This is a genomic window from Zhongshania aliphaticivorans (assembly GCF_902705855.1).
GTDB lineage: Bacteria > Pseudomonadota > Gammaproteobacteria > Pseudomonadales > Spongiibacteraceae > Spongiibacter > Spongiibacter aliphaticivorans_B.
On sequence record NZ_CACSIJ010000013.1, the window covers coordinates 167,006 to 193,321 of the forward strand.

Annotated in this window: 19 protein-coding genes, 1 tRNA gene and 1 pseudogene; 14 read left to right on the forward strand and 7 right to left on the reverse strand. The window is 48.8% G+C overall.

Annotated elements, in window-relative coordinates:
- Positions 1 to 42 precede the first annotated feature (42 nt).
- A complete protein-coding gene (locus GVJ32_RS10395; protein ID WP_159239997.1) occupies positions 43 to 1,002 on the forward strand; it encodes a diguanylate cyclase in 960 nt (319 codons plus the stop codon).
- Between the two features lie 46 nt (positions 1,003 to 1,048).
- Here the strand turns inward: GVJ32_RS10395 and GVJ32_RS10400 are convergent, their stop codons facing one another.
- Positions 1,049 to 2,101, reverse strand: a complete 1,053-nt coding sequence (locus GVJ32_RS10400) for an NAD(P)-dependent alcohol dehydrogenase (protein WP_286187612.1) — start codon at positions 2,099 to 2,101, stop codon at positions 1,049 to 1,051.
- 187 nt (positions 2,102 to 2,288) lie between these two features.
- A complete protein-coding gene (locus GVJ32_RS10405; RefSeq protein ID WP_159239998.1) occupies positions 2,289 to 3,371 on the reverse strand; it encodes an EAL domain-containing protein in 1,083 nt (360 codons plus the stop codon).
- 692 nt (positions 3,372 to 4,063) lie between these two features.
- Between GVJ32_RS10405 and GVJ32_RS10410 the strand changes: the two genes are divergently transcribed.
- The 8 genes from GVJ32_RS10410 (at position 4,064) to GVJ32_RS10445 (ending at position 13,099) form a co-directional block, all read left to right on the forward strand.
- Positions 4,064 to 4,627 (forward strand): CBS domain-containing protein, encoded by a 564-nt coding sequence (locus GVJ32_RS10410; RefSeq protein ID WP_159239999.1) that lies wholly within the window; start codon positions 4,064 to 4,066, stop codon positions 4,625 to 4,627.
- A gap of 233 nt (positions 4,628 to 4,860) precedes the next feature.
- Positions 4,861 to 5,361 (forward strand): MarR family winged helix-turn-helix transcriptional regulator, encoded by a 501-nt coding sequence (locus tag GVJ32_RS10415; protein ID WP_159240000.1) that lies wholly within the window; start codon positions 4,861 to 4,863, stop codon positions 5,359 to 5,361.
- The gene (locus GVJ32_RS10420; RefSeq protein WP_159240001.1) at positions 5,361 to 6,512 is read left to right on the forward strand and encodes an HlyD family secretion protein; all 1,152 of its coding nucleotides are present in this window, start codon (positions 5,361 to 5,363) and stop codon (positions 6,510 to 6,512) included. The genes GVJ32_RS10415 and GVJ32_RS10420 overlap by 1 nt, the downstream gene beginning before the upstream one ends.
- Positions 6,513 to 8,060 (forward strand): DHA2 family efflux MFS transporter permease subunit, encoded by a 1,548-nt coding sequence (locus GVJ32_RS10425; RefSeq protein ID WP_159240002.1) that lies wholly within the window; start codon positions 6,513 to 6,515, stop codon positions 8,058 to 8,060.
- Between the two features lie 185 nt (positions 8,061 to 8,245).
- On the forward strand, positions 8,246 to 10,342 hold the full coding sequence (locus tag GVJ32_RS10430) for a TonB-dependent receptor family protein (protein ID WP_159240003.1): 2,097 nt from the start codon (positions 8,246 to 8,248) through the stop codon (positions 10,340 to 10,342).
- A gap of 242 nt (positions 10,343 to 10,584) precedes the next feature.
- The gene (locus GVJ32_RS10435) at positions 10,585 to 11,718 is read left to right on the forward strand and encodes a CaiB/BaiF CoA transferase family protein (RefSeq protein ID WP_159240004.1); all 1,134 of its coding nucleotides are present in this window, start codon (positions 10,585 to 10,587) and stop codon (positions 11,716 to 11,718) included.
- A 134-nt stretch (positions 11,719 to 11,852) separates the two neighbouring features.
- Entirely contained in the window at positions 11,853 to 12,875 is a 1,023-nt protein-coding gene (locus tag GVJ32_RS10440) for an SAM-dependent methyltransferase (RefSeq protein WP_159240005.1), read from the forward strand.
- Between the two features lie 147 nt (positions 12,876 to 13,022).
- Positions 13,023 to 13,099 (forward strand) — tRNA-Arg (locus GVJ32_RS10445).
- A gap of 235 nt (positions 13,100 to 13,334) precedes the next feature.
- On the opposite strand, the pseudogene GVJ32_RS18545 reads toward GVJ32_RS10445, so the two are convergent.
- The 4 genes and pseudogenes from GVJ32_RS18545 to GVJ32_RS10465 form a co-directional block, all read right to left on the reverse strand.
- Positions 13,335 to 14,523, reverse strand: a pseudogene (locus GVJ32_RS18545) (ISL3 family transposase).
- Between the two features lie 96 nt (positions 14,524 to 14,619).
- Complete coding sequence (locus GVJ32_RS10455) at positions 14,620 to 15,741, reverse strand: hypothetical protein (RefSeq protein ID WP_159240006.1); 1,122 nt, start codon at positions 15,739 to 15,741, stop codon at positions 14,620 to 14,622.
- 4 nt (positions 15,742 to 15,745) lie between these two features.
- Positions 15,746 to 16,984, reverse strand: coding sequence for a cytochrome P450 (locus tag GVJ32_RS10460; protein ID WP_159240007.1), 1,239 nt, complete (start codon positions 16,982 to 16,984; stop codon positions 15,746 to 15,748).
- A gap of 64 nt (positions 16,985 to 17,048) precedes the next feature.
- Complete coding sequence (locus GVJ32_RS10465) at positions 17,049 to 17,681, reverse strand: TetR/AcrR family transcriptional regulator (RefSeq protein WP_159240008.1); 633 nt, start codon at positions 17,679 to 17,681, stop codon at positions 17,049 to 17,051.
- Positions 17,682 to 17,933: 252 nt separating this feature from the next.
- Between GVJ32_RS10465 and GVJ32_RS10470 the strand changes: the two genes are divergently transcribed.
- The 3 genes from GVJ32_RS10470 to GVJ32_RS10480 all read left to right on the forward strand — a co-directional run bounded on the left by GVJ32_RS10470 (position 17,934) and on the right by GVJ32_RS10480 (position 22,640).
- The gene (locus GVJ32_RS10470; protein WP_159240009.1) at positions 17,934 to 19,505 is read left to right on the forward strand and encodes a class I adenylate-forming enzyme family protein; all 1,572 of its coding nucleotides are present in this window, start codon (positions 17,934 to 17,936) and stop codon (positions 19,503 to 19,505) included.
- Positions 19,506 to 19,778: 273 nt separating this feature from the next.
- Complete coding sequence (locus GVJ32_RS10475) at positions 19,779 to 22,106, forward strand: TonB-dependent receptor (RefSeq protein ID WP_435808079.1); 2,328 nt, start codon at positions 19,779 to 19,781, stop codon at positions 22,104 to 22,106.
- A gap of 54 nt (positions 22,107 to 22,160) precedes the next feature.
- The gene (locus GVJ32_RS10480) at positions 22,161 to 22,640 is read left to right on the forward strand and encodes a hypothetical protein (RefSeq protein WP_159240011.1); all 480 of its coding nucleotides are present in this window, start codon (positions 22,161 to 22,163) and stop codon (positions 22,638 to 22,640) included.
- Positions 22,641 to 22,702: 62 nt separating this feature from the next.
- Here GVJ32_RS10480 and GVJ32_RS10485 read toward each other — a convergent pair whose 3' ends face one another.
- Positions 22,703 to 23,449 carry an SDR family NAD(P)-dependent oxidoreductase gene (locus GVJ32_RS10485; RefSeq protein WP_159240012.1) on the reverse strand — a complete coding sequence of 249 codons (747 nt, stop codon included), beginning with the start codon at positions 23,447 to 23,449 and terminating at the stop codon, positions 22,703 to 22,705.
- A 306-nt stretch (positions 23,450 to 23,755) separates the two neighbouring features.
- Here GVJ32_RS10485 and GVJ32_RS10490 point away from each other — a divergent pair, with 306 nt between their 5' ends.
- Positions 23,756 to 25,423: a flavin-containing monooxygenase gene (locus tag GVJ32_RS10490; RefSeq protein ID WP_159240013.1), complete on the forward strand. Its 1,668-nt coding sequence runs from the start codon at positions 23,756 to 23,758 to the stop codon at positions 25,421 to 25,423.
- A 66-nt stretch (positions 25,424 to 25,489) separates the two neighbouring features.
- Positions 25,490 to 26,302 (forward strand): enoyl-CoA hydratase/isomerase family protein, encoded by an 813-nt coding sequence (locus GVJ32_RS10495; RefSeq protein ID WP_159240014.1) that lies wholly within the window; start codon positions 25,490 to 25,492, stop codon positions 26,300 to 26,302.
- The last annotated feature ends 14 nt before the right edge of the window (positions 26,303 to 26,316 follow it).

A 26,316-nucleotide genomic window follows, 5' to 3' on the forward strand; every position in this document is an offset into this window, starting at 1 on the left:
TACCAGCGGTGATGTTCAAATTCGTGTAAATGGGCTTAATATATGACTGAAGCACAATCTTTATTTTCTTTGGATGTCGACTTGGTGCCCGGAGCGATATTTCCAGAGCGTCCTAAACTGCTTATTGTTGACGACCAACCAGTGAACATTCAGGTTTTATATCAGGTGTTTAGTGCTAGCTGTGAAGTGTTTATGGCAACTAGCGGTCAGCAGGCTTTGGATGTTTGTCGCCAGAAAGATCCAGACCTTATTTTACTTGATGTCGTAATGCCTGATATGGACGGTATTGAAGTTTGCCGCAAACTTAAGTCCGAATCGGAAACCCGTGATGTTCCAGTGATTTTTGTGACCTCGCAAGACAGCCCAGAAGAAGAGACCTTGGGCTTAGAAGTTGGCGCCGTAGATTTTATTACCAAACCGGTTAATCCCGCCGTTGTGAAGGCGAGGGTTAAAACCCATTTAATGCTGAAAATTCAGGCAGATGCCCTGCGGCAATTAGCATCGGTAGATGGTTTGACGGGGATTTCTAATCGACGGATTTTTGATGAGCGAATGGAGGTGGAATGGCGTGCGTGCCGCAGAACCGAAAAGCCACTATCGGTCATTATGATTGATGTGGATCATTTTAAAAAATATAACGACCATTACGGTCATCTAGAAGGTGATGCCTGTTTAAAAACGGTTGCTCAGGCTTTGAAAGAAAATGAGTGGCGTGGTCGTGATGTCGTGTCTCGCTACGGTGGTGAAGAGTTTGTGTGTTTGATGCCCGAAACGAGCATGGTAGCGGCCTTAGCAAAAGCTGAGGCGATTCGTAGTAGAGTATTTGAGCTGGCCATGCCCCATGCTACGTCTGGGAATGCTGACCGCGTTACCATTAGCGTCGGAGTCGCCTGTACAACACCAGGCGGCAGTGAATCTAGTGAGCTGCTATCTGCCGCCGACGAACAACTGTATAAAGCAAAGGAAGGTGGGCGGAACCGCGTAGAGGGTGCTTCACTATAGTGGTGTCAGTAATCGCGCTATTCTTCTAGAGAATGGCGCGCATATTTTACTTTTGGTTTTTTAATGTCGCTAAGTCAATTACAAAGCGGTATTTCACATCACCTTTAACTACCCGTTCAAAGGCGTCGTTTATGTCATCAATACTGATTAATTCAACGTCTGCTGTAATATTGTGTTTGCCGCAGTAATCGAGCATTTCTTGGGTTTCTTTTATGCCCCCTATCATTGAACCAGATATCACCTTATTGCTTAACACCAGTGATGATTTAAAGGCTAATTGTTGATCCGGCAAGCCAACCAAGCACAGCGTGCCATTACGCTTTAAGGCCGATAAATAGGGATTGATGTCGTGAACGGCGGATACGGTATCAAGAATAAAATCAAAACCGCGGGCTGATTTCATCGCCTCTCTGTCGCTGGAGACCACAATATGGCTTGCGCCAAGCTTTTTGGCATCGGCAGCTTTAGATTCGCTGGTGGTAAATAAAGTGAGCTCTGCGCCAAAGGCGTGGGCAAATTTTAGTGCCATGTGGCCGAGTCCGCCGAGTCCTACGACGCCGACCTTCATGCCGGGGCCAATATTCCAGCGCCGAAGTGGCGACCATGTTGTGATCCCCGCGCAGAGCAGCGGTGCGACAGCCTTAGGGTCGAGGGAATCTGGAATACGAAGCGCAAAATCTGCGTCTATCACATAGTTTGTGGAGTAGCCGCCTTGGCTGATTACGCTACCGTCTTTGCGTTCCTTGCTGCCGTAGCTCATGGTCACACCTTTCTGGCAATAGTGTTCTTCGCCATCCTGGCAGGGCTCACAATGCCGGCAGGAATCGATGATGCAGCCTACGCCAACCAAATCGCCAACCTTGAACCCACTGACGTCGCTGCCAACGTTGCTAACGCGACCAATCATTTCGTGACCGGGCACGATGGGAAAGCGGCTGTATCCCCATTCATTGCGAGCGTAGTGTATATCTGAGTGGCATACCCCGCAGTAGAGCAGTTCTAGCACGAGATCGCGGCTATCTGCTTCGCGACGCTCAAATTCAAAGGGGGCAAGAGGTAAATCAGCGGCGCTGGCGGCATAGGCTTGAGATTTAATCACTGGCGTTCTCCGTAATAACAACGATGGCAATTGGTAGGGGAAGAGTTTTTTAATTTGTAAAACCGACACCATACAAGAAATGGGTTTCACCATAGCCTAGGTGCGGTGCGTATCTCAATGATAATGTTGGGGTAGCTAAGCAAGTATAGTTTGTATGTTGCTGCAGAGGTGTGAAGCGAGGAGTAGCTTAGTCTGGTGTGATGGCGGCGGGGCGTCCGTAGTAATAACCTTGAAAATAATTAATACCGATATTATGGCAGGCGATGGCGTCTTCTTCAGTTTCCACACCTTCCGCTAATGTTGCAATCCCCATGTCTTGAACCAGCTTATTGAGAGATGCCAGTAATTTGTAGCGCGCAGAATCGCTGCTGCCGATGCCACGAACTAGACTGATGTCGAATTTAACTATGTCTGGTGGCGCCTCGGTGAGTTCGCGCAAGCGGGCTTGTCCTGCGCCGAAATCGTCATAAGCTAAGCCAATATTTAAGGCATTTAAACCATTGCGAATGGCTATCATGGCGTCAAGATCAGTTACCGCTGCCTCATGCACTTCAAATATTAGCTGCAGAGTAGGGTGGAGCTTACGGAGCTCGCCGAGTTCCGTCAGTAGTTGGTCGGGGTTGTGACATTCTTCAGGGTGGGAATTAAAAAATAAGGGCTTTTGAATACCTGCTAATTCCGCTTGCATAAAGCCCCGCCGCCGAAATAGCACGCTGAGTTCAATTTGCTTATTAAGGGATTCTGCTAGCTTAAATAGCTCAAAAGGGCTGGCGTCTAATGAGGGGTGCTTACCTCTACCTAGCAGCTCGTAGCCGTATACGCCACCGTTTTGTAGTGTGATGATTTGTTGAAATGTGGTCACTAGCTGCTGGTCGAGTAGCTCTGCAAATTCCTTGCTTTTAATCGCAAAATGCTTAGGCAGGGTGTGCATATAAATGCGCGTTCGGTCGTCGTCTTCTGCGCTGTTGTCTTCGGCTTTTAGGCAATATTCAATGCCTGCAAAATGCACAATATCGCCAAGCTGTAATTCGGTATTTGACTCAATACGCTGATGATTTACAAAACTGCCATTGGTGCTGTTTAAATCGCAGAGAATAAGTCTGTCAGCTTGCTGCTCAATGCGAGCGTGAACACGGGACAGGGATGAGCTATTGATAATGATCGCGCAGTCGGCACTACGCCCAATGGTGATGGGAAGCGTGTCGAGTACGATTCGCTGTGAAATTGTGCTGCCAGCGATACGGCTTTCAAGATAGTAGGTTTTATCCATAAGACCTGTTTGTTCACATCAACGTACTTGCGCGAATAATACCGCTATTGGATTCTCAGTCTGGGAATATACCTTAGCTGCCAGTGTGAGTCATCGTCCGCTTGAATATCGTTATGTTTACTTGGTTGCTACTGCCTTAATAAGTTGATTTTACATATAATTTGTTGAGACGCTGGGTTTTCGACGAAGAGCTTATGTCGCGGTCTGGATGGTAAATATTAGGCATTAAAAATGATAAACATGTTAATTTTCCGCTAATCGTAAGCAAATACGCTATGGCTGTTTGTTCTAAAACGGAGTAAGTTTAGTTGTGTCGCGGTTTTAACTGAGCTGTATATGTTGCGAATTGTCTTTTCCATAATGGTTTTAATGCTGTGCAGCTTTGTGCTGGCAGACAGCCATCATGTCGCAAAAAATACAATACCCGCCAGTGTTAGTAGCATTGTAGAGCTTGATTCTGGTTTTCCTGAAGCCCCCGAACTTGTACTTACTTTTACGAAGCCCCTTAATACGTTAGCGCCCATTTACTTCTTAAAAAGGCGTGTTCTCGCACTGAAATCCCATCGTGTCACCCAGCGTGTTTATGGGAATACCTCTATTCGGTCCCCGCCACTCACATTCTGATTATACAAAATATTGTTAATGGCCCTAGGCGATTAACGGTTAGTTTGAATATACAGAGTGAAAAGATCATGAGACATTTTGAATTGTATGAGGCTGATCAAGTCGATCAGTTGGTACGCCCCGAAAACTTCCAAAAAATTAGTGCAGATTCCCCAGCTACGGTGGTGTTTACTGACTTTACGGTCTACGAGCCATTGGTCATTGACGCAAATAGCAGCGCAGTGGATGCAGAGAGGATGATGAAGCGCTCGCATGTTCGTTTAAAATTGGTGATTGATGAGTATGGTTTGTTTGTTGGCGTCATTGCACTTGAAGACTTGAGCGACAGTGAAATTATTAAAAAAGTCGCCAAAGGCTTTAACCGTGAAGAACTACAAGTCGCAGATATGATGCGTAAGCGCCAAGACTTGAAGGTGTTTGATTATAGTGACTTGGCGTTGATGACCGTTGCCGATGTGCTGTCGGTGTTAAAGCAGTTTGGTCACCAGCACTGTTTGGTTGTTGAGCGTGAAAGGCATCAGATTCGCGGTGTTATTTCAGCCAGTGATATTGCGCGGAAATTGAAAATGGATGTCTGTATTCAGCAGCCACCAAAATTTGCCGAATTGTATTTGTCGGCCCTTCATCGCTAGCAGTGCCTAGTCGCGTCTCCCGCGCTAACGGGAAGCGCGACTCTCGTATCTACGGCTTTTCCTATTCTTTCTGGCGACAGTTCCGCTATTTTTGAGCGTTGACTAAGACTGGGCGGATTACTTTACCTATTGTGACCTGCTATGACTTTTTACTAAATAATCGTATTTTAGGTAGGTGCCTAGTTAATAGGTGGCTATTGATTAGGTGGCTATCTATTGGTTACTATGGCGCCATGAAACGTACTAGCCAATTTTCAGTAGCAGCATCAACGCTGGCCGAAACCTCTCGAATGGTGAGAGAGGAGTTTCGTCGTCGGGCGCAACATTTGAATCTAACGCAGCCTCAATGGCTGACATTGCTGAAGTTATCTCGTGAGCCGGGTATTAATCAGGCTAGCCTAGCTGTGCATCTAGATGTCAATCCGGTGACGGTAGCGCAGAGCGTTGACCGCTTGGTTAAGGCAGGTTTGGTACTTCGCGAGCGTCAAGAGAGCGACCGTCGGGCGGTTAGTTTGTATTTAACCGATAAAGCCGAGCCTTTGTTAGAGGAGTTAAACGAAATAGCGGAGCAGACTAGAGCCATTGCGTTTGCGGGTTTTAGTGTTGCAGAAGCGAAAGTGCTAGAAGACATGTTAGTGCGGGTAAAAAAGAATTTTTGTAATTTAGGCGATGTTGCTGTGAAAGCGGATGCGGTGAAATCTACGCCGGCGCGTTCAGGTAAGGAAGGTGTGTAATGAAAGGCCAAGAAGAGCAATTGTCAGCAGAATTAGACTCCGATCAGACGGCCGCTCGACGACGTTTGCGCACCCGTTTATTTATGGTTGTTCCCGTCGTTGGGCTTTTTATTGCCGTGTATTTATTTATGTTCGGTGGGCGCTATATCACAACTGATAATGCTTATATTAAGGCAGACGTGGTGAATGTTGGCTCTGAGATTAGCGGCAATATTGCGTCGGTTCGTGTTAAGGAAAACCAATATGTCGAGGCTGGCGATATTTTATTGACGATTGACGCACGGGCTTTTGAGGTTGAATTACATGATGCGCAAGCAGAGCTTGAGCAGGCTTTTATGCGCATTGATTCCTTAAAGGCGGCGTATATTCAGAAGCAAGCTGCGCTGGCTGCAGCTAAAGATGATTTTGAGTTTGCGTCAAAGCAACAGCAACGGATTAACGACCTGCATAAGCGTGGGATGGCATCGGGGACTTCTTTAGACCAAGCCCAGCGCGACCTTAATGTGGCGCGAAATACCGTCAGTAAATTAATGAGTGATAGCGCTGAAACATTGGCGCAACTCGGTGGTAAATATGAGTTGGATATTGCGCATCATCCCGCGGTAATGGCCGCGCAGGCCGAGCTTGAGCGCGCAGAGTTAAATGTTGAGCGCTGTGTTCTGCGCGCGCCGATTGCGGGTGTTGCATCTAAGGTGCCGCAGCGCGGACAGTACGCGATGCCGGGGTTGCCGCTAATTAGTGTTGTCGCAAATAGTGACCCTTGGATAGTGGTGAATTTTAAAGAGGATCAGCTTGCTAAGTTGGCGCTGGGCGCAGAGGTGGCGGTAGAAATTGATGCTTACCCAGGGGAGCTATGGACTGCGACGGTAGACAGTATTGCGCAGGCTACCGGAGCGGAATTTGCGTTGCTACCGCCTCAAAATGCAACGGGTAACTGGGTGAAGATCGTCCAGCGTTTACCGGTGCGTCTTGCGATTGATCACCATGAGAATGAATCGCCATTACGTGCAGGATTGAGTGCTAGCGTAGAGGTTGACACTGGCGTGCCCGAGAGAATGAAAGCGATATTGGCTTTCTTTGGTGGAAATAGCGATAAGCTCTCTACTGCGAATAATTCCCGCGATAGTGCGTTGATTGCAGGCCAGTTATAAATGCGTGGTGACGCGCTAAAGGCTAGTGCTCCCGCAGTTGCTCTTGGCGCGACGGGCCTGATTACCTTTGGCACCCTTTCTGCAACCATGATGCAGGCGTTGGACACCACCATTGCAAATGTCGCTCTGCCACATATGCAGGGTAGTTTGTCGGCGTCGCAGGAACAGGTGGCGTGGGTGTTAACTTCTTATATTGTCGCTTCGGCCATCGCGACAACACCTACTGGCTATTTAGCTAATCGCTACGGCGTTAAGCGAATATTTTTGATCGCTGTAGCGGGCTTTACTATCGCATCTATGCTTTGTGGGGTGGCGAGTAGTCTTACTGAAATTGTATTTTTTCGTTTACTGCAGGGCGTATTTGGTGCGGCTTTAGTACCGCTTTCACAAACAACATTGTTAGATACATACCCACCAGATAAGCAAGGTTCTGCGATGGCGGCGTGGGGCGTTGGCGTAATGATTGGCCCGATTATTGGCCCCGCCTTAGGTGGTTGGCTAACGGAGTATTATAGTTGGCGCTGGGTTTTTTATATTAATTTGCCGATCGGTATTGCCACCTTTTTTGCATTAAAAACAGCTTTGCCTGACGCGGAGCCGCGCCGTTCTGCGCCGATGGATTTTACCGGGTTTTTATTCCTCAGTGTTGCGATTGCATCGCTGCAATTAATGTTGGATCGCGGCCAAAGTTTGGATTGGTTTCAGTCTACCGAGATCATGGTGGAGTGTGGTTTAGCCATTGCTGCGATGTATTTGTTTGTCGCTCATACCATGACGACAGACAGGCCGTTTATATCGCCTAGCTTATTTAAAGACCGAAATTTAGTGGGCGGCTTGGTCATTATTGCAATGCTGGGCATTGTGTTGTTTTCTACCTTCGCACTATTGCCGCCATTTTTACAAAGACTGCAAGGCTATCCAGTGATTACTGCGGGTTTGGTTATGGCGCCGCGTGGCATAGGCACCATGATCGCTATGCAGATTTCAGGTCATATTTTAAACCGCGTCGACGCTCGACTTCCCATTCTGGCCGGCATGTTGCTTTTGGCTTACGCCCTGTATTGGATGTCGACCTTTAGTGCTGACGTGGGAGCGCAAGAGATTGTGCTCAGTGGCATGGTGCAGGGGCTGGGTTTGGGTTTTATATTTGTACCCTTATCGGCGGTTACCTTTTCAACGCTAGCGCCTGAATTTCGTGGTGATGGCACATCACTGTATAGCTTGCTGCGTAATGTTGGTAGTAGCGTGGGGATTGCGCTTGCCTTTGCCTATCAAGACTACGGTACGAAAATGGCGCACTCGGTATTGGCAGAAAATGTGAATGCCTTTAATCCCGCGCTGATTGAATATGTGAATTCCTCGAATGGCCTTAATGGTGTGAATGCCTTGCTGGGCGTCGAAAGCGAATTGCAGCGCCAGTCTGCAGTTATAGGCATGCTTGGCGATTTCCACTATATGGCTTTGGGTGTCTTGTGCGCTATACCCATGCTTCTGTTACTGCGCCCCGGAAAGGTGGGTGAAAGCAGCCACGATGCCGTAATGGATTAATTGCTTTTTTAAAGCTCTTGCTCTTGCAATGCTTGGCCCTTGATGTTTTTGCATCAGGGGCTTTTTTGTGCATTATTTTAAGCCATTTATAGCCAGTATTTACTGTGGTGCGACGATTTGTCGCATTGGTTATTTGAGCCTTAAGCTCTAAAATTCAGCCACTTTTCTCTGTGGTTTACTAGCTTATGAAACAACTCCCATTTGTGTATATGACGGGCCTATTGGCTGTGCTTCCTGTGGGCGCATTTGCTGATCATGCCGCAAAGCAAATGGAAGAAATGCTAGTGCAGGGGCAGGAGCTAAAGTCTACGCTTCAGGCCGAACAAGTATTAACGCCGGGTGGAGTGTCTATTTTAGATAGCGCATCGCTTATGGAGCGCAATACGGCGAACCTGTCCGACGCCCTGCGTTATATCCCTGGCGTTTGGTCAATGAGCACCAGTGGCAGCGACAGTATTTTCTTTTCTAGCCGCGGTTCAAATCTCGATGCTACGAACTACGACATGAACGGCATCAAACTATTACAAGATGGTCTTCCCGTTACCACCGCCGATGGTAATAACCATAATCGCGTGATCGACCCCTTAGCTAGCCGTTACGCTACCATTGCACGTGGCGCCAACGCTTTAAAATATGGCGCGAGTACGCTGGGTGGTGCGATAGATTTTGTGACGCCCACGGCGCGTAATACTGAGAAAAATGAATTTTTTGTAGGCGCGGGGAGCTTTGGTCAGCAACAGCTTCGGCTAACGTTGAGTTCTGTTTTAAGCGAGTCTTTGGATGGGCTTGTTACTGTAGAGAAAAAGCAGCGCGACGGCTATCGTGATCACAATGAAAGTGAGCGCGAAGGTGTCTATGCCAATCTTGGTTGGCAGCTTAGCGACAATATTGAATCACGTTTCTTTTTTACGTATATCGCCAATGACGAAGAGTTGGCGGGTGCGCTTACCGAGGCCGAGTTAGCTGCTGACCCAGATCAAGCGGGTGCTACCGCTGAATCAGGTAATTTTCAGGTTGATGTGGATACGCGACGTTTTGCGAATAAAACCACCTTCACGCTAAGCGAAAGCAGCAGTATCGAGGTGGGTGTCTATCAGGAAAACCAACATTTGTATCACCCGATTGTTGATAAGGTATTGGTCGACTTCGATGGTGATGGTCCTGATGCTCCAGTTGAAGTTTTCAGTTTATTGATTGATACCGATCACCAGGATCGCGGCGCGATGCTTCGTTACAAACACTCGATGGGTGAACACGCAATTTTGGCTGGTATTAACTGGGGTGAGAACAAGGTTGAAGGTGGTAATTATCGCAACGACGGCGGTTTTAGAAATGGACTCACTACGGTTGTTGATAATAGCGCTGAAAGTCTTGAAATTTTTGTGATGGATCGTTGGCAGTTTAGCGAGCGCTGGACATTGGTCTACGGTGTTCAATCTATCTCAACAGCGCGCGATGTACGCAACACTACGGTAAGTAGTGGCGCCCTGCGTAATCCCTCTGCGGATTACGACAGTATTAATCCGCGTGCGGGTGTTATCTATCAGTTGAGCGACAGTATCGACGTGTTTGCTAATGTCAGCAAGCTCTATGAGGCGCCCACTAATTTTGAATTAGAAGATGAGGCCAGTGCGACAAGCGCGACCTTAAGCCCTATGCAGGGGCAGGTGTTTGAAGTGGGAAGTCGTGGACGTTATGAGTTTACGAGCGGTGGCTTTTGGCGCTGGGATGTGTCGCTGTACTATGCGTTGATTCAAGATGAAATCTTGTCGCAGGATGATCCTTCTGCACCGGGAACCAGCTTAACAAGCAATGTGGACGATACCATCCATGCAGGAATAGAGGCGCTGATAGACGCGAGCTTTGCTGTTTCTCACACGGCCCGGATAGAACCTCTGCTCAGTATTACATTCAATGAATTTTCCTTTGATGGCGATGCAAGCTATGGCGACAATAGCTTTCCCGCTGCGCCGTCCTACGTGGTTCACGGTGAAATAGTGTATCGTCACGACAACGGCTTTTACGCGGGCCCGACCTTTGACATAGTCGATGAGCGCTATGCAGATTTTTCTAACTCCTACACCATTGACGGTTACAATTTGCTGGGCTTCCGTCTTGGCTTAAATCGAGAAGCGTGGCAGGTGTATCTCGATATTCGTAATATCACCGGCGAAGATTATGTATCAGTTCACAGCGTTGTTGACACAGTAGCGGCTAATTCAGCCATTTTTAATGCCGGAGAACCCCGATCAGCCTATGCGGGATTTGTATTCCGTTTCTAACTCTCTGTTAAGAGCACAAGCTAGCCCCCGTATTCTGGATTTTTTGCGCGGGGAGTGGCGCCTAAAACCAAAACCCGCGAACTTCGACGGTTCCCTAAATCAAGCTGAACGTGCAAAATAGCGCGGTGCTTGGCTTGGGGGCAATTGCGTCCATGCTGCAATGAAAAATAGTTGGCGGTAGCTAACATACAATAATCGGCTAATAGCCGAACCTCACTGACAATGAATACACAGGAAGAGATATGGGACCACTTGCAGGAATACGAATTATAGAGCTTGAGGGGCTGGGGCCAGCTCCGTTTGCGGGAATGATGTTTGCTGATATGGGCGCGGAAGTGATCTCCATCACCCGCAAATCAGCCGCCGCAGATGCGCCAGTTGCCAATGTGATTAGTGAGCGCGGGAAAAAATCGATAGCGCTTAATCTAAAAGATCCACGCGGCGTTGAAGCTGTTTTAAAACTCTGTGAATCTGCAGATGCCTTAATAGAAGGCTTTCGCCCCGGTGTGGCGGAGCGTTTGGGTATTGGCCCAGAAGACTGCGCGGCGCGCAATCCCAAACTAGTATACGGCCGCATGACTGGCTGGGGACAAACTGGCCCGCTGGCGCACGCGGCTGGTCACGATATTAATTATATTTCGCTATCTGGCGCGCTCCATGCGATGGGGCGCGATGGCGACAAGCCAGTACCGCCGATAAATTTAGTCGGTGACTTTGGTGGCGGCGGTATGTTTTTAGCATTTGGTGTGGTGTCTGCCATATTAGAAGCAACTCGCAGCGGTAAAGGCCAAGTGGTCGACACCTCTATGGTAGAAGGTTCTGCAGCCTTAATGCACATGGTGTACTGCTTCTTTAATCAGAAGCAATGGAGTGATCAGCGCGGTGTTAACCTCTTGGACACCGGCGCCCATTTCTATGAAACCTACGAAACCAGTGATGGTAAGCATGTTTCTATCGGGCCAATTGAACCGCAGTTCTATCACATATTAAAAGAAAAATTAGCGCTAGATGAAAGCTTTGAAGCGCAAATGGATACCGCGCGCTGGCCTGAGCTGAAAGAAAAGCTAGTCGTTATTTTTAAAACCAAAACCCGCGACGAGTGGTGTGAGGTGTTTGAGGGTACGGATGCGTGTTTCGCACCTATATTGTCGATGACGGAAGCACCAACACATCCGCATAACGTGGCTCGTAACTCCTTTATTAAAGTGAATGGCGAAATTCAGCCAGGCCCTGCACCTAAGTTCAGTCGCACTGTGCCTGCGGTGCAAGCCGGTGCGCCGCGGCCCGGTAGTCATACTGACGACGTACTGTCGTCGGTTGCTGGTTACGATAGCGATACACTAGCCGCGTTGCGTGCAGATGGCGTATTAAGCTAAGTTGCTGCAGTGATTATCAAGGGCCGCTTTTGCGGCCCTTTTTTTGTCTAAAATTTGCTATTGCCAAGATCTGTATTCCGCTTCGAATCGTAATGAGCCTAAGTAAAACGAATCGCTCAGCGACGGAGTTAATCATGATAGATCCAATCGTACTTGCCGAACGTGGTTTGGTGCCAGACGCACTGCTACGTAGGGGTATTCGCCGAGAACTTGCCGACCGTTTGGTACAAGAAGGTGGCGGTGATTTAAGTAATAATGAGGCTCGTCGTAGACAATTTCGAGACGAACTACGCAACTCTAAAATCGCAATTAACACCGGCGAAGCCAATGCCCAGCACTACGAAGTACCGGCTGAGTTATTCGAATTAATGTTGGGGCCTTGTCTGAAATATAGCAGCTGCTGGTGGGGCGAAAATTGCGAAAGCCTAGCCGATGCTGAGCAGGCCATGTTGGAGATATACGCCGAGCGGGCGCAGTTAATTGATGGGCAAAAGGTTTTAGATCTCGGTTGTGGATGGGGCAGCTTTACCCTCTGGGCCGCCGCCCGTTATCCCACATCGCATATTACGGCGGTATCGAATTCATCTGGGCAGCGTTTATTTATAGAAGAGCAGGCTAGGCAACGCGGTTTAAGCAATATTGAAGTCATCACCTGTAATGTAGGTGAACTTAGTCTTATCGAGCGCTTTGACCGCGTAGTTACCGTCGAAATGCTCGAGCACGTTCGTAACTACCGAGACTTGCTAGCCAATGTCTCGCAGTGGCTAGAGCCAAACGGCCTTATGTTTGTGCATATATTCTGTCATGCCTACCTGCATTATCCCTTTGATGGCGGTTGGATGACCGATAATTTTTTCAGCGGTGGTCAAATGCCCGCATTCGACACACTCATGCATTTCTCAGAACATATGCGTATGGTCGACAGCTGGCGAGTAAACGGCGAACACTACTCTAAAACCTTAGAAGCTTGGCTAGAGAAATTAGATGACAACAAAGCGCAGGCGCTAGCGATCCTAAAAGACGCGCCCAACCCTAAAGTGCAATACCACCGCTGGCGCATGTTCATGCTGGCCTGTTCTGAATTGTTTGCATACCGAGGCGGGCAAGAATGGTTTGTTGGTCACTACCTACTAACCCCGGGTCAATTGGCAGATTAAATCAGTACTTTTGGCGTGGAGTGGAATCTGTAATCGGCTTGAATATCAATATGTTGGCGATTTTTTGAACAACTAAATGAAATTCATAATATATTGCTAGAAGTCGTTGACAGGGCAAGCCTGCTTCCATATAGTACGCAGCCTGAAGCGCCCGTAGCTCAGCTGGATAGAGTACCTGGCTACGAACCAGGCGGTCGCACGTTCGAATCGTGCCGGGCGCACCAAACATAAGTCTTTGACTTATATAAAAAAACCCAGATCTTAGGTCTGGGTTTTTTTATGCCTGAAATTTGGCTGTGCCCAAATCGTGCCCATCCAATATTCAAAACTCCCAAATTTGACCGCTTAGCTGCATAATTCGAATGTCCGTAGGCGCTGGTGCCAAGTGGGGCTGGCTCTAAAACATAGTCGGGGGACGGCACTCGTCGGCTCTACCCAATTAACGGGGGATGGCACTCATTAAACCCTGTTAATCACACCGTCCCACCCACAATGGGCTAGAACGCGTAATCTGTAATTTTCAAAGTTTCTAAAACCATACGCTCGTCGTGTCATCATTTCCATTTTGTTGTGGAAGCCCTCAGTTATTCCGTTACTTTTACTAAATCGCCACATGGCCACAATGGGCTTCAACCATGAGCGCAATGTGTTAGCTAGCGATCTTAGCGGGCTCTCAGCTAACTCATCAAGCAATCTCATAAATACCGGCAACTTGATGCTGGCTTTCTTGCGCGTTAGGGTCTTGAGCAACACAAACCGGATCAACCGTTGTTTGGCCACATACAGTGCTTGCAGCACAGGGTAATCAGCCAAATAGTGCATAAGGTTGGCATGCTGCTCATCGCGCAAATTCCACTGATGGCGGCGCATTAAACTGATTAAGCCACGGTTCTTTCTTCCCTCGGGGTCATGCTGCTTCCAGACATTTAAAAAGTGCTGGTTAATAAGTCTGACCACATGGAATCGGTCAGCCACGATCGTGGCATTGGGAAAGTAACGGCGGGCAATGCTGCGGTACGTTTCAGAGAGATCCATCACCACAACCTGAACGCGCTCTCGCCCCTCAAGAGCCTTTAAATAGCGACGCAAACTCAGTTCTGATCGTCCTAGCTAAACATCAAATACATTGTGGTTTTTAAGATCGGTAAGTGTGGTTGCATAGCCCTTTTTATGGATAAAGAAATGCTCGTCAATCCCTAAGGCGCGAGGGCAAAATCGCCGGTCGCCCTCAGAGAGCTTCTGGTTGATATGGTGCTGATACCAACGCTCTAGTTGCCGGACTGATCTGATGGGTTAGAGATAGCTTACGCTCAGTGACGCCCCCATCGTGGGTTTCGAACACTTCCAGCCGATAGGCTTCTGAGGCGCGATAACGGGGACGAATACCGGTAAAAGCGTGACGGAAATAACGCTTGCAAGAGATACAGTGGTACTTGGGTACCCGCAGGTGCAAGGTCATCACTTGATTCCCCTGACGGGTGTGTTTCACCGTCCTGAGATACGTAGCCTTAATCCTCAGTCCATCGCCCTGGCAATGCTTACAAGGCGGCCTGTGCACAGGCTTTGCCCAGACTTCGATCCCTTTCCTGCGAACTACCCGTTCAATCTCAAGGCCAGGTATGCCTATAATTCTTCCTGCGTGGGACATCGGTACTCTCCATTAAATTGATCTTCGCAAAATCATTTTAATGAATGCCGGTGTCCCCCGTTAATGATGAAGAGCCAAAACCTGCCATTTCTGGGGCTAGAAGAATGCCCAGCCTTTGTCGCCTCGTACGCAGGCTTCGTAAGCATCGGGTTCTAGGGGTTGAAGAATTCCAGTGCTGATTTCGTCGCCGCAGCGGATAACGCAGTGGTGCTCGTTAAGGCCAGCCAGCGCGATACGGTTTTGGGGATCATTAAGATCGTATTTATCCCCTTCAACTATGTCGTCGCCGACATACTCGCCTTGGAATACCCCGTTGGGGCTACCTCCGTAGAGTCCGCATTTCATGAATGCGGTTTGCTGTCCGAGCTTACTAAAGTGCACTCGTTTTATCTCGCCGCTGTCTAGTGTGTAGTCTATTTCCGCTTCGCACATCAGCTTGGTGTTGTCCTCAAAGCGTATGCGACGCTCGGTTTTGATAACTTTACCGTAGCCGGTGCGGGCATCGCCGTAGCGATACAATACAATATTTCCCCATATGGCAAAGTCTTGAAACTGAATCCAGTTACCGCCGATCCAGCCTGCTTTGGGGGCTTTGCCGTTGGCTTGGTATTTGGGGCCGCCCACGCCGCGGCCTATTCCCCAGTGGCGGTCGCGAGTGCCGCGCCCAAGGTGCCGAGGCAGTTCAATGCGCTTACCGTCAAATTCAACCCAACCTGCAACTTCGCCAAAGCTCTCGAAGCCCGAGGTTACATGGCGTTGGCTGCCTGGTAGCTCGCCCTTGGTCAGCGAGCTGTGGGAGGCTCGGTACATTTGCCGGTGGGTGTCGTACCAGTCTAGTTCGTAGCGTATACCCCAGTCGTTTTCCTCTAGGCTGTGGTGCCAGTGGCGCAGGCCGGAGACGATGGACGGTTTGATAGGGCCCGCGTGAATATTGCTGCGATCTTGACCAATGCGGCGAAAGGCCCGCACGGAGCGCTGTACGCCTTTATGGGTAACAATCGCAAAGGCTTCCATGGTGTCGAGATTGGGGTAAATGCTACCGCCAGTGACGACGAGCAGCTCTCCTGCTTGGTCATGGAAGACGTTCCAGTGGCGCTCGAAGAAGCGTGGGTCAGTGGTGTAAGCCACCCTGACGGGGTCTGGGGTTTGGTGAATGAGATAGTCGTCGACCGGCGCCAGCGGAAATTGCTCAATGAGGAAGTCGTCATTTTCAGGCATGGCGCTATTTCAACTTAATCGGTAGGCGGGTGGGGCCGCGAGTTACCATGGAGTTTATCCACGGAATATTGTTTACGTCTTCTTGCAGTTCAATGCTAGTGAAGTGCTGCAAAAGTTCCTCAAATGCAACCTGCGCCTCAATACGTGCCAGCGGGCCGCCCATACAAAAGTGTCCGCCCTTGCCGAAGGCCATGTGGGGGTTGTCTGTTCGGGTAATGTCGAGGCTGTTGGGCTTGTCAAAAATTTCTTCGTCGCGGTTGGCTGCCACGAGCATGGTGAAAACTCGCTCACCTTTAGTGAGCTGCTTGTCGCCGAGCTCTACGTCTTCGGTAACAATGCGCCCCAGAGAGAGAACCGGGCTGTCGTAGCGCAAAAACTCATCTACCGCACTCGGTACAAGGTCGTGATTATTGACGAGTAGTTTAGCTTGCTCGGGATTTTGGGCTAAGGCTAGCATCGAGTTGCTGAGGAGGTTAGCGGTGGTTTCGTGGCCACCGTTAAGCACCATCATCATGCTGCCCACTAGCTCTTCATCGCTCATGCCTTCGCCGTTGATTTTCGATTGAATTAACTGCGACAGTATATCGCCGTTGGGCTCGCGGCGGCGGTCGGCAACAAGATTTTGAAACAGAGTGCCCATTTCTCTTGCCCCGCGTTTGGCGCGTTCATATTTGTTTTCTACGCCACGCGATGAGCCAATGAACAGCATCATGTCATCTGACCAGCCTTTCACTTCAAGCAGGCGGCTGCGATCAATACCAAACAGATCCATAATTACCATGCCCGGCAGCATGATGGCGAAGTCTTTCACAAAATCGAAGGTTTCGCCTTTGGGCAGTTCGTTGATCAGTATGCGGGTGATGTCTCGGACGCTCTCGCGCATGGCCTCAAACACTTTGGCATTAAGCACCGTGGCCATATGGCGGCGTAGGCGAGTGTGGTCAGGTGGGTCTCTGAATACCATCCAGTGATCTAACCATTTCAATATTTCTTTGGCGGTGTCGGCGGCGCCGATGGGAATGTGGTTGCGGATTGGTGCAAGGCGCTCGGCTGAATAAATGTCGCTGCTAATCAATACTTCGGTAGATAAATCGTAACTGGTCACAATCCATGCAGACATTGCCTCGCTCCAGTGAACGGGGTCTTCGACCCGTAGTCTGGCGAATATTGCATGCGGGTTTCGCAGTATGTCTGGGTTGCTGGGGTCGTATATTAATTCGCTGATTATTGCTTGATTATTCATATCGGCTCCGATATTTGGTCATGGTCCGAGGGCGCAGCTTCACTGCTGGGCTCTGCTAGCTGTCCTAGTTTTGCTCTTTTCTCAGTCGGAAAAAAATAAGTTTGAGGTGTTCCTCAAGCACTGTTGCCTTGTCCATATCTTTCATAACGTGGCCCTTGAGTGCGCGCATATGGGCGAGCAGTACAATTTCGTAAGCCAGTAATTTCTCGTCGACTGGTCGGAAGGTATCAATAAGTACGCCAGCCCGTATGATGTCGCCAAAGAAGGAGGCAATTTTCTTTTCTTGGTTTTTGTAACGTTCTTTTGCCTCTTCGGACAAAGATTGGTACTCCCTGTAAGCGATAATGATTGCGGGAGCTACGTCCCAATGTCGCTCCCAGTAGACCCGTATTGCCGCGTCGAGCTTGCCTTCGATACCACTGTGTTTGGCGCTAACTTCTTGGATTTCTTCCAAGAGATCCAAGTTGATCTCGTCGCAAACCATCTCAAGTAAATCGCTTTTGGTTTCGATATGTCGATATAGGCCGCCAACGCTCATCGATGCTCGTTTAGCGACTTCATTAACAGAGACCGCGTCGAAACCCTTCTCTTGAACCAGCTGAACAACAACATTAGAAAGATGCTGCCGACGTTTAATAGACCGAGCTTGGCGTGGGCGCTTTAGGCCAGAAACTTTCTCTTGAGGTATGTCAGTCATGTGGGTGAGTGTTCCTATTGCTGGGGTGGAGTTCTTGGTGCGTGCAATGAGTGGTTGCTCGCTTTATGTGGGAATGTTCTCAGAAATAGGGTGGTCAGTCAAGGCGGCATTGTCGAGGTGGTTCTTATTATATGGTGCTATAAGTGGATGGATAAAACACTTAGGCGTTCTTGACAAGCTTTGCTGAGAGGCGTAATAATTAGCGAATGTTCACTCGCTTTTGTTTGAAAAATAATAAGGATGGAGACTGAGATGTCTGTAGTACCGCTATACGAGCATGATCATTTGTGCGCACACGTGATATCTAAAAATGCTGCTCTGTATAAAAACCGTACTGCCGTTGTGTGTGGGGCAAGCAGGCTCACCTGGCAGGAGCTGGATCTTAAGACGAACCGTGTAGCTAATGCGTTGCTCGGTTTGGGGTTGAGAAAAGGCGATAAAGTTTGCACCTTTATGCCTAATTCCATAGAGGCCTTTTTACTCTTCTGGGGAGCTATTAAAGCGGGCTGCGTTATCGTACCCCTTAACGTGATGTTGGATGCGTCTACCTTGGCTCGTCTGACTGTAGCATCTGATGGAGTCATTTTTTTTGCGGCGCCAGAAACTATGAGTACTGTGGCTGAAGCGCGATCGCTGATTTCCTCTATTAATGAGGGTCGTTACTACCTGAGTGGTGATGCTCAGTCTGGCTGGAAGAGTTTGGAGATGTTTGTTGGGGAGGCGAGTGATGCGCCGCCGGCAGTGTCGTTGAGTCCCGAAGATACTATGACGGTGATTTATACGTCGGGAACAACCGGTACGCCAAAAGGAATAGAGCACAGTCATTTTGGTCGTCTGAACTATTGCTATGGCTTTGGTGCCGGTCTTGGCATCAATCGTTATTCGGTAGCGGTGTGCGCTACGCCGATATACGCCTCTGGGACTTGGATTACGATGCTGCCCACTATGTATTACGGTGGAAAGGTTGTATTACTGCCTAAATTTTCGCCTGAAATATTTCTGGCTGCGGTGGCGGAAGAAGGGGGGACGCATACCTTTATGGTGCCAACTCAGTACATTGCCATTCTACAAGCTCCGCAAGATGCACGTTCAAGCGACTCCCTTCAAGTTATGGTCAGTGCGGGGCAATTATTGAGTCCAGTCACCCGTAAGGCCTTGGCGACTAAATTTACACAATCAGCTTTGTACGAAGTGTATGGCATGACCGAAGGCTTCTTCACTATTGCCATCCCTAAAGATCGTGAAAGCGGCAAAGACAATACCGTGGGTAAACCGGGATTTCTTGAAGACATTCGAATCGTTGGCGACAGTGACGAGGAGTTGGCTGTCGGTGAGATTGGTGAAATTGTTGCGTATGGCGCAGGCATGATGAAGGGTTATTACAATCGACCTGACCTTACCAGCGAAACGGTCTGGCAAGCGCCTAGCGGTCGTACATATTTGCGCAGTGGAGATCTGGGGCATGTGGATGAGGATGGCTTTCTTTACGTCAATGGCCGTAAAAAAGACATGATTAAGTCCGGTGGCATTAATATTTTTGCCGTAGATATTGAAGATGAGCTTATGAAACATTCCGCTGTGAGTGAGGTGGCGGTAATTGGTCGTCACGATCCTAAGTGGGGGGAGACCCCTATCGGTATCGTGATTTTAAAGAGTGGAAGCGCTGTGACGCCAGAAGAGTTGAAAGTTTGGGTTAATGAGCGAGTCGCAAAATATCAGCGCTTAACTGATCTTATTGTTCTGGAAGATTTTCCTCGTGCAACCTATGGAAAAATACAGAAAGAGGCACTGAGAAAAATTTACTCGGGTGAGCCGATAGCTTGATTGGGTAGGAAAAAATAACGTCCAGAAATACCGGTCGGATAATAAAAAATGAAGCAAACAGGTGGTGAAAGGCAGGTTTTTGTGTGAGAAGGGTTCGATAGAAGCCCTCCCGCGAGCGCCGTGAATTTGTTGCTGATAAATATAAAAAGGTGATTTATGGAATTAAAATATAAAGTGGTAGGAGCCTTGTTAGTAAGTTTGGCTTTGCCCTTTGCGGGTACTGTACTTGCCCAGTCGGAAGAGGGGGCGAGTAATAAAAGAGCAAGTAGTCGAATGCTTGAGGAGGTAGTTGTTGTTGCTCAACGTCGCGAGCAGTCAATTAACGATGTGCCTATTGCAGTATCGGCCTTGAGTGGCGAGAAAATGAAGAATCTCGGGATTGTTAGTCCGAAGGATCTCAATACCGTGGTGCCGGGTTTTACTTCTTCTGATGGTGGTTATGGTACGCCGGTATATACCTTGCGTGGCGTGGGTTTTAATGACAATAGTCACTTTGCGACGCCAGCAGTCGCGGTTTATCTAAATGAAATTAATTTACCTTATTCCATTATGAGTAAGGGGCCTAGTTTTGATATGGATCGATTGGAGGTGCTAAAGGGGCCGCAAGGAACATTGTTTGGTCGCAGTAGTACTGGTGGCGCAATTAATTTTATAGCCAAAACACCTAGCGAAGAATTTGAGGCTGGGTTTACTACTTCTTACGGTCGATTTGAAACGGTGGACGTAGAAGGTTATGTGAGTGGCCCGATTAGCGATACTCTACGTTATAGGGTGTCGGGACGTACTATTCAGCGAAATGAGGGCTGGCAAAACAGCGTTACCGATGATCGAACGCTGGGTGAAAAGCATTTGTCTGGTTTGCGAGGCATTTTCGATATAGATGCATCTGAGGATCTGACATTTNAAGTCATCCTAAATGGTTGGGAAGATACTAGTGACGCGCAGGCGGGGCAGCCAACAACATTCTTGCCGAATAATCCCTTTGCTAACGACGGCTTTATACCTGGCTCAACGGCAGCGCTATCGTCAGAGAAAGTGCGTAACTACCCGTTTATTCCAAATACAGATGACCCTCGAGCTGCAGAGTGGTGTAAGGGTGATCCAAGTTGCACGGACATTAATGGTAACCCCTTGGATTTTAAAGTAAACGATTCACTTTTGCAGGCGGCTTTAAAATCAAAGTGGATACTTGGCGAACGTATGGAAGCCAATTTTCTTGCATCGATAACTAAGTTCAAATCTGATGACTCACAGTTTCCCACTGGTGCGCAGCCTGAGAAACATTCAGAGTTGCAGGTCACAATGGAAATGACAGTGATCGATCTTGAGGCGAGGCTTAGTGGGAGTAGTGAGAGCGAAGACGTTCATTGGTTGGTGGGCTTGCATGCCACGCCGAAGGATAGCGCTGAGCAATTGTTGATGATTAATTATGGTGAGTCCGCTAGCGTTTTATTCCCGATAAATATTCCGTTGATCGGTGATCTGGGGATATCGGCATTCGGGCAGTATTTCCCCTCTCCCGGTGAGACCGAATACCAGTCTATTGCGCCTTACTTTAATGCTGATTGGCAGTTTTCTGAAGAGTTTAAGCTAACAGTCGGTGCCCGTTATACGGAGGAGGAGCGCGAGTATTCGGGCTGCTCGGAAGCGGAGGCGGGTAATCCAATATTTTTAGTATTTGAAGCTTATGCTCGATTACGTAACCCGTTGACTACTCAAGGTGCGCCAATTCTTGAGGGTGGGTGCTTGACTGTGTCGCCAGAGGGTAATATTGGTCGCCATAATGAAACCTTGAAGGAGGATAGCTTTTCTTACCGCGTGGTGTTGGATTGGGCGCCCAATGATGATTGGTTGTTCTACCTCTCGCAGAGTCGAGGCTTTAAATCTGGTAGCTTTCCTATCAACTCAGCATCTGATACGCGTCAGTTGGCTGGCGTAAAGCAGGAGCAGGTTGATGCCTTTGAGGTTGGTGCCAAGATGGATTTTTTGGACGGCACTCTTCATGTGAATACAGCGGCATTTTATTATGACTACAAAGATAAGCAGTTGCTTTCTCGTTATGACGATCCCGTTTTCGGGCCACTTCCCGCATTAGCTAACGCGCCTGAGTCTGCGGTTCAAGGTGTTGAAATGGACTTTAATATTATTCCCATTGACGGTTTATATCTAAGCGGCGCGATCGCTTACATTGAAACTGAAATTAAGGAATTTATTGGTTTTGATGTTGAAGGGAATCAAGCTGATTTTGCCGGTAATGAATTTAATTTCTCTCCAAATTTAACCTACTCTTTGCTAGCTGATTACAGCATTCCAATTGGCGATGATTACGAAGTCGGCATTGCGATGGATTATAGCTATAAAGGCGAAACTAACTCTTCCTTGGATAATGATCCGCGATTCGCTCATAACGATTTTGCCTTTACTAATGCGCGGCTGCGTTTTGGTAGTGCAGATGGTAACTGGACGCTGACGGCCTGGGGTAAAAACATCACCAATGAATACGCCATCGATAGTGTTTCTCCTTCGGTGGGTGATGTTAAGTATCGCTATGCACTGATGCCGGCGACCTATGGGCTTAGCTTTGATTATAAGTACTTTTAATAGCGAGGAATCTCGCAGCAATATTTCCTTTTGGAAATTTTTAGGAGAAGTATCATGTTAATAAGAACTGTTTTGCTGATTGTATTGGGGTTTTCTAGTGCCGGGCTTCGGGCTCAGTCTCTTACCCTTATTGCGCCGGGCTATTTTGATTCATTGGGACTGAATGTGTTGTCAACGGCGGTATTGCTGCCAGTGGGTATTGCGGGTGATGCGCCGGTGCCCGGCATTGATGTTGTTGTGGGCGGTATTACCCAGATTTTTGGCGTAGGCGGGCCGATTGAAAGTTTAGGGGTGGCTGTTCAAGGGCTAACTACGGGCGGGCCGCTCGACCAAGGGCTAGATCAAGTTTATGCGTTACTGGGCGGTGACGGGATATTTAGTTTATTGCTAGCGCAGAGCCCGATTCCATTTCCGTTATCTGATCAGTCAGTATTGGGTGTGGTCGGCTTAGATAGTTTGTTTTCTGTGGATACGCTCACCTCGCCGCTGTCTGGCTTGCCTAGCTTACCAGGCTTGCCTGGGGTCGGTATTTAGCTATTTGCCCTCACGGCGAGGGCTATGTGGTCACTACCTTTGGGGCCTTGCGGCCCCTTTTTTTACCCCGCAGACCAGCCGCCGTCGATTAACAGGTCTATTCCGGTAACAAATTTGGCTTCGTCGCTCGCTAAATACAGTGCGCCGTAGGCGATGTCGTTAGGTTCGCCAATTCGGCCTAGGGGCGTGGCTTCGCCAATGGCGAGGGCTTGTTCTGGGGTGATACGGGCTAGCATTTGGGTCTGGATCTGACCGGGAAGAATGGTATTTACCCGTACATTGCTGCCCGCTAACTCAAGCGCTGCAGCCTTGGTCATGTGTCGAACTGCGGCCTTGGTGGCGTGATAGCTGATGGCGTTGGGGCTGCCCACCCAGCCGTAGAGTGAAGAAATGTTTACTATGCTCGCGCTCTCTGATTTCGCCAGCTCGGCTTGCATCGACTTCATGCCAAAAAACACGCTGCTTTGATTAACGGCAAGCATCTTGTTCCACCCCTCTAAGCTCTCGCTGGCGAGGTTGCTGGGATGGTACATACCTGCGTTATTTACCAAGGTATTGATGCCACCAAAGTGGCTAATGGCGGTTTCTTTTATGGCTTGCCAATTGTCGTAGTTGCTCACGTCGAGGTGGGCGAACTCGGCGCTGCCGCCGGCATTGCGAAGTGCTTGGGCTAGCGATGTCCCCATTTCCTCGTTGATGTCAGTAATTAATACCTTTGCGCCGTGTTGGGCGAATAACGTTGCTATGGCTGCGCCAATACCGTTAGCGCCGCCGGTAATGATTGCTGTTTTGTTGTGTAGGCGTTTCATACTATCTCTCCTTATTGTGGTCTTCGTTGTGTATTGATTTATTACGCGAGTAATCAATCGCTTTTAACTTTAATTGAATGTACCGAAAAAGTCGCCTGTTGGGCCCTTAATTTCTGATGAATTTTGGTATCTTATCGCTTTTAAATAGACGTTATTCCAGTATTTCTCCTTATTGTTGGGTGCTGGAATTAGTTGTTGACAGCTATCGGTGAAGTTGGTAAATTTTATTGCGAGTGATTACTCGCAATAAAGATTTCGAATCACTCGAGTCAGTGTCACACATAAAAATTAATAAGGAGGTCGGTGATGTCGTCATCAGTCAAACCCAGCGCGGCTGGTCAGCACGATGAAGCCCATTTTGATGTTCTCGTTGTGGGCGCCGGTTTTGGTGGCTTGCGCATGCTTCACGAGGCTCGGGAACTGGGTTTGTCGGTAAAAGTACTGGAGTCCGGCGGCGATGTCGGTGGCACGTGGTATTGGAATCGCTACCCTGGTGCGCGCACCGATACCGAATCTTGGGGTTACTGCTTTTTCTTTTCCAAAGTGCTCAATGATGAGTGGAATTGGCCAGAGCGTATGCCAGGTTGGGAGCAGGTTTATCAATACATGCGCTTTGTGGTTGATCGTCTCGATATGCGCAAAGACATTCAGTTTGAAACGCGGGTGACTGCAGCCCATTACGATGAGCGTAAAAAGCGCTGGCAAATTACTACCGCGGCGGGCGAGCATTTTACGTGTAAGTATTTTTGCAGCGCGGTGGGCTGGTTTGAAGTTCCCTCCAAACCAGAGTTTAAGGGTATCGATAACTTCCGCGGGGAATGGTACCTGCCTAGCCGCTGGCCAAATGAAGCAGTTGATTTTGCCGGCAAGCGGGTTGGGATTGTCGGTTGTGGATCGACGGGGGCGCAAATACTGACGGCTGTTGCGCATTTGGCCGAGCACGTTAGCGTTTTTCAGCGCACGCCAAATTATGTTCTTCCTGGTCGCAATTACCCCGTTGATGAATTTGAAAATAGCAGTAAAAAAGCCAATTTTGAGGCAATGATTGAGCAAATTCGGAATCAGGTTTACGCCTTCCCCATGCAAGACTCCACCTTGATGTTCAACGACCTAACGCCTGCAGAGCAGCAGCAGGTTTTGGAAGCGGGTTGGGAGGCGGGTGGCTTCCGTTATATTTTCCAAACCTTTGCCGACATTCTCGTCACCAAAGAGGCTAATGAAGCTGCCTGTGAGTTTGCGCGCAATAAAATTCGCAGCATTGTGAACGATCCCGCCACTGCCGAGCTTATGTGCCCGAATTACCCCATAGCTTTGAAACGCCCGCCAGTGTGTAACTTCTATTACGAAAGCTTTAACCGGCCAAACGTTGAGTTGGTTGATGTGAAAACTACGCCAATCAGCGAAGTTACCGCAGACGGTCTGCGTGTGGGTGAGCAGGAATACCAGTTCGATATTCTTATTTTTGCAATGGGTTACGACGCCGTGACTGGCCCATTAATGGCCATGGATATTCGTGGCCGCAATGGTCAGCGCATTCAGGATAAATGGGCAGCTGGGCCGCGCACCAATTTTGGTATTGGCATGGATGGCTTCCCCAATATGTTCATGATCACTGGCCCGCAGACGCCATTTGCCAATGTGCCCCCTGTTGTTGAAGCGTCAACAACGTGGATTGGTCAGGCGATTCGCTACATGCAGGCAGAAGGCTACGATGAAATAGAAGCCGATGCAGAGGCTGTTGATGCGTATTGCGGGCAAATGAAAGAACTCGTCGATGCAACTTTAATTCGCGACGCGGCATCGCAGGGGGCATGGTTTATGGGTGCCAATATTCCAGGCAAGCCAGTAGCGGTGCTATTCCATTTTGGTGGTGCGCCCAGTTATTTCAATGCGCTTGCCGAAAATGCCGACACCGGTTTTGCTGGTTTCAAATTTTTTAGTATGGCTCAGAGCAATCAGGTCGCAACTGCTTAACAACCCTTTTTTAATTTTGCGCGAAGCTGCTGGCTATCTAGCAGCTTCGCCGTGCGGAGAGTTTCTGTGACGAAAGAATTTGAATACCCCAATTACACATCTTTGAAACTAGATTGGCCGCTTGAGGGCGTGCTCCGGGTGACTATTGCGCGGGGCGAGATGAACTCGATGGACTACGAATTACATCATGATCTCGGTGGTATTTGGCGCTTGATTGATGCCGACGATCGCGTGAGTGCGGTCATTATTACAGGGCAGGGGCGGGCATTCTCTGCGGGTGGTGATTTTGACATGGTGGATCAAATCATTAACGACCACGAGTTTCGTATGAAAATGTGGAAGGACGGTCGCCAGCTGGTTGAGAACATGCTGAGCTGCGGCAAGCCGGTGATCTCGGCGATTAACGGCGCGGCGGCCGGCGGTGGCCTTGCCATAGCCCTGCTGGCAGATATTTCTATTGCCGCCAAAACCGCTAAATTGGTGGATGGTCACACCGCCCTAGGTGTGGCGGCAGACGATCACGCGGTGGCGATTTGGCCATTGCTGATTGGCATGGCCAAAACCAAATATTTTCTCATGACTAATGAACCCATCACCGGCGAGCTGGCAGAAAAAATGGGCATGGTTAGTCTTTGTGTTGAAAAAGATCAGCTCATGGAAACCGCATTGCGGGTGGCCGGCAAAGTAGCTAACGGTGCACCTGAGGCGATTCGTTTTACCAAACACTCACTCAATAACTGGGTTCGCAGTGCATGGCCAGCGTTTGAGGCCTCACTAGCCTTCGGCATTCTCGGCTTTTGTGGGCCAGAAGCGAAAGAAGGTTTGGCGGCGCTTAGAGAAAAGCGTGCGCCTAATTTCCCTAAAAAATCTGCTGTATAAACATTTGGAAGCGC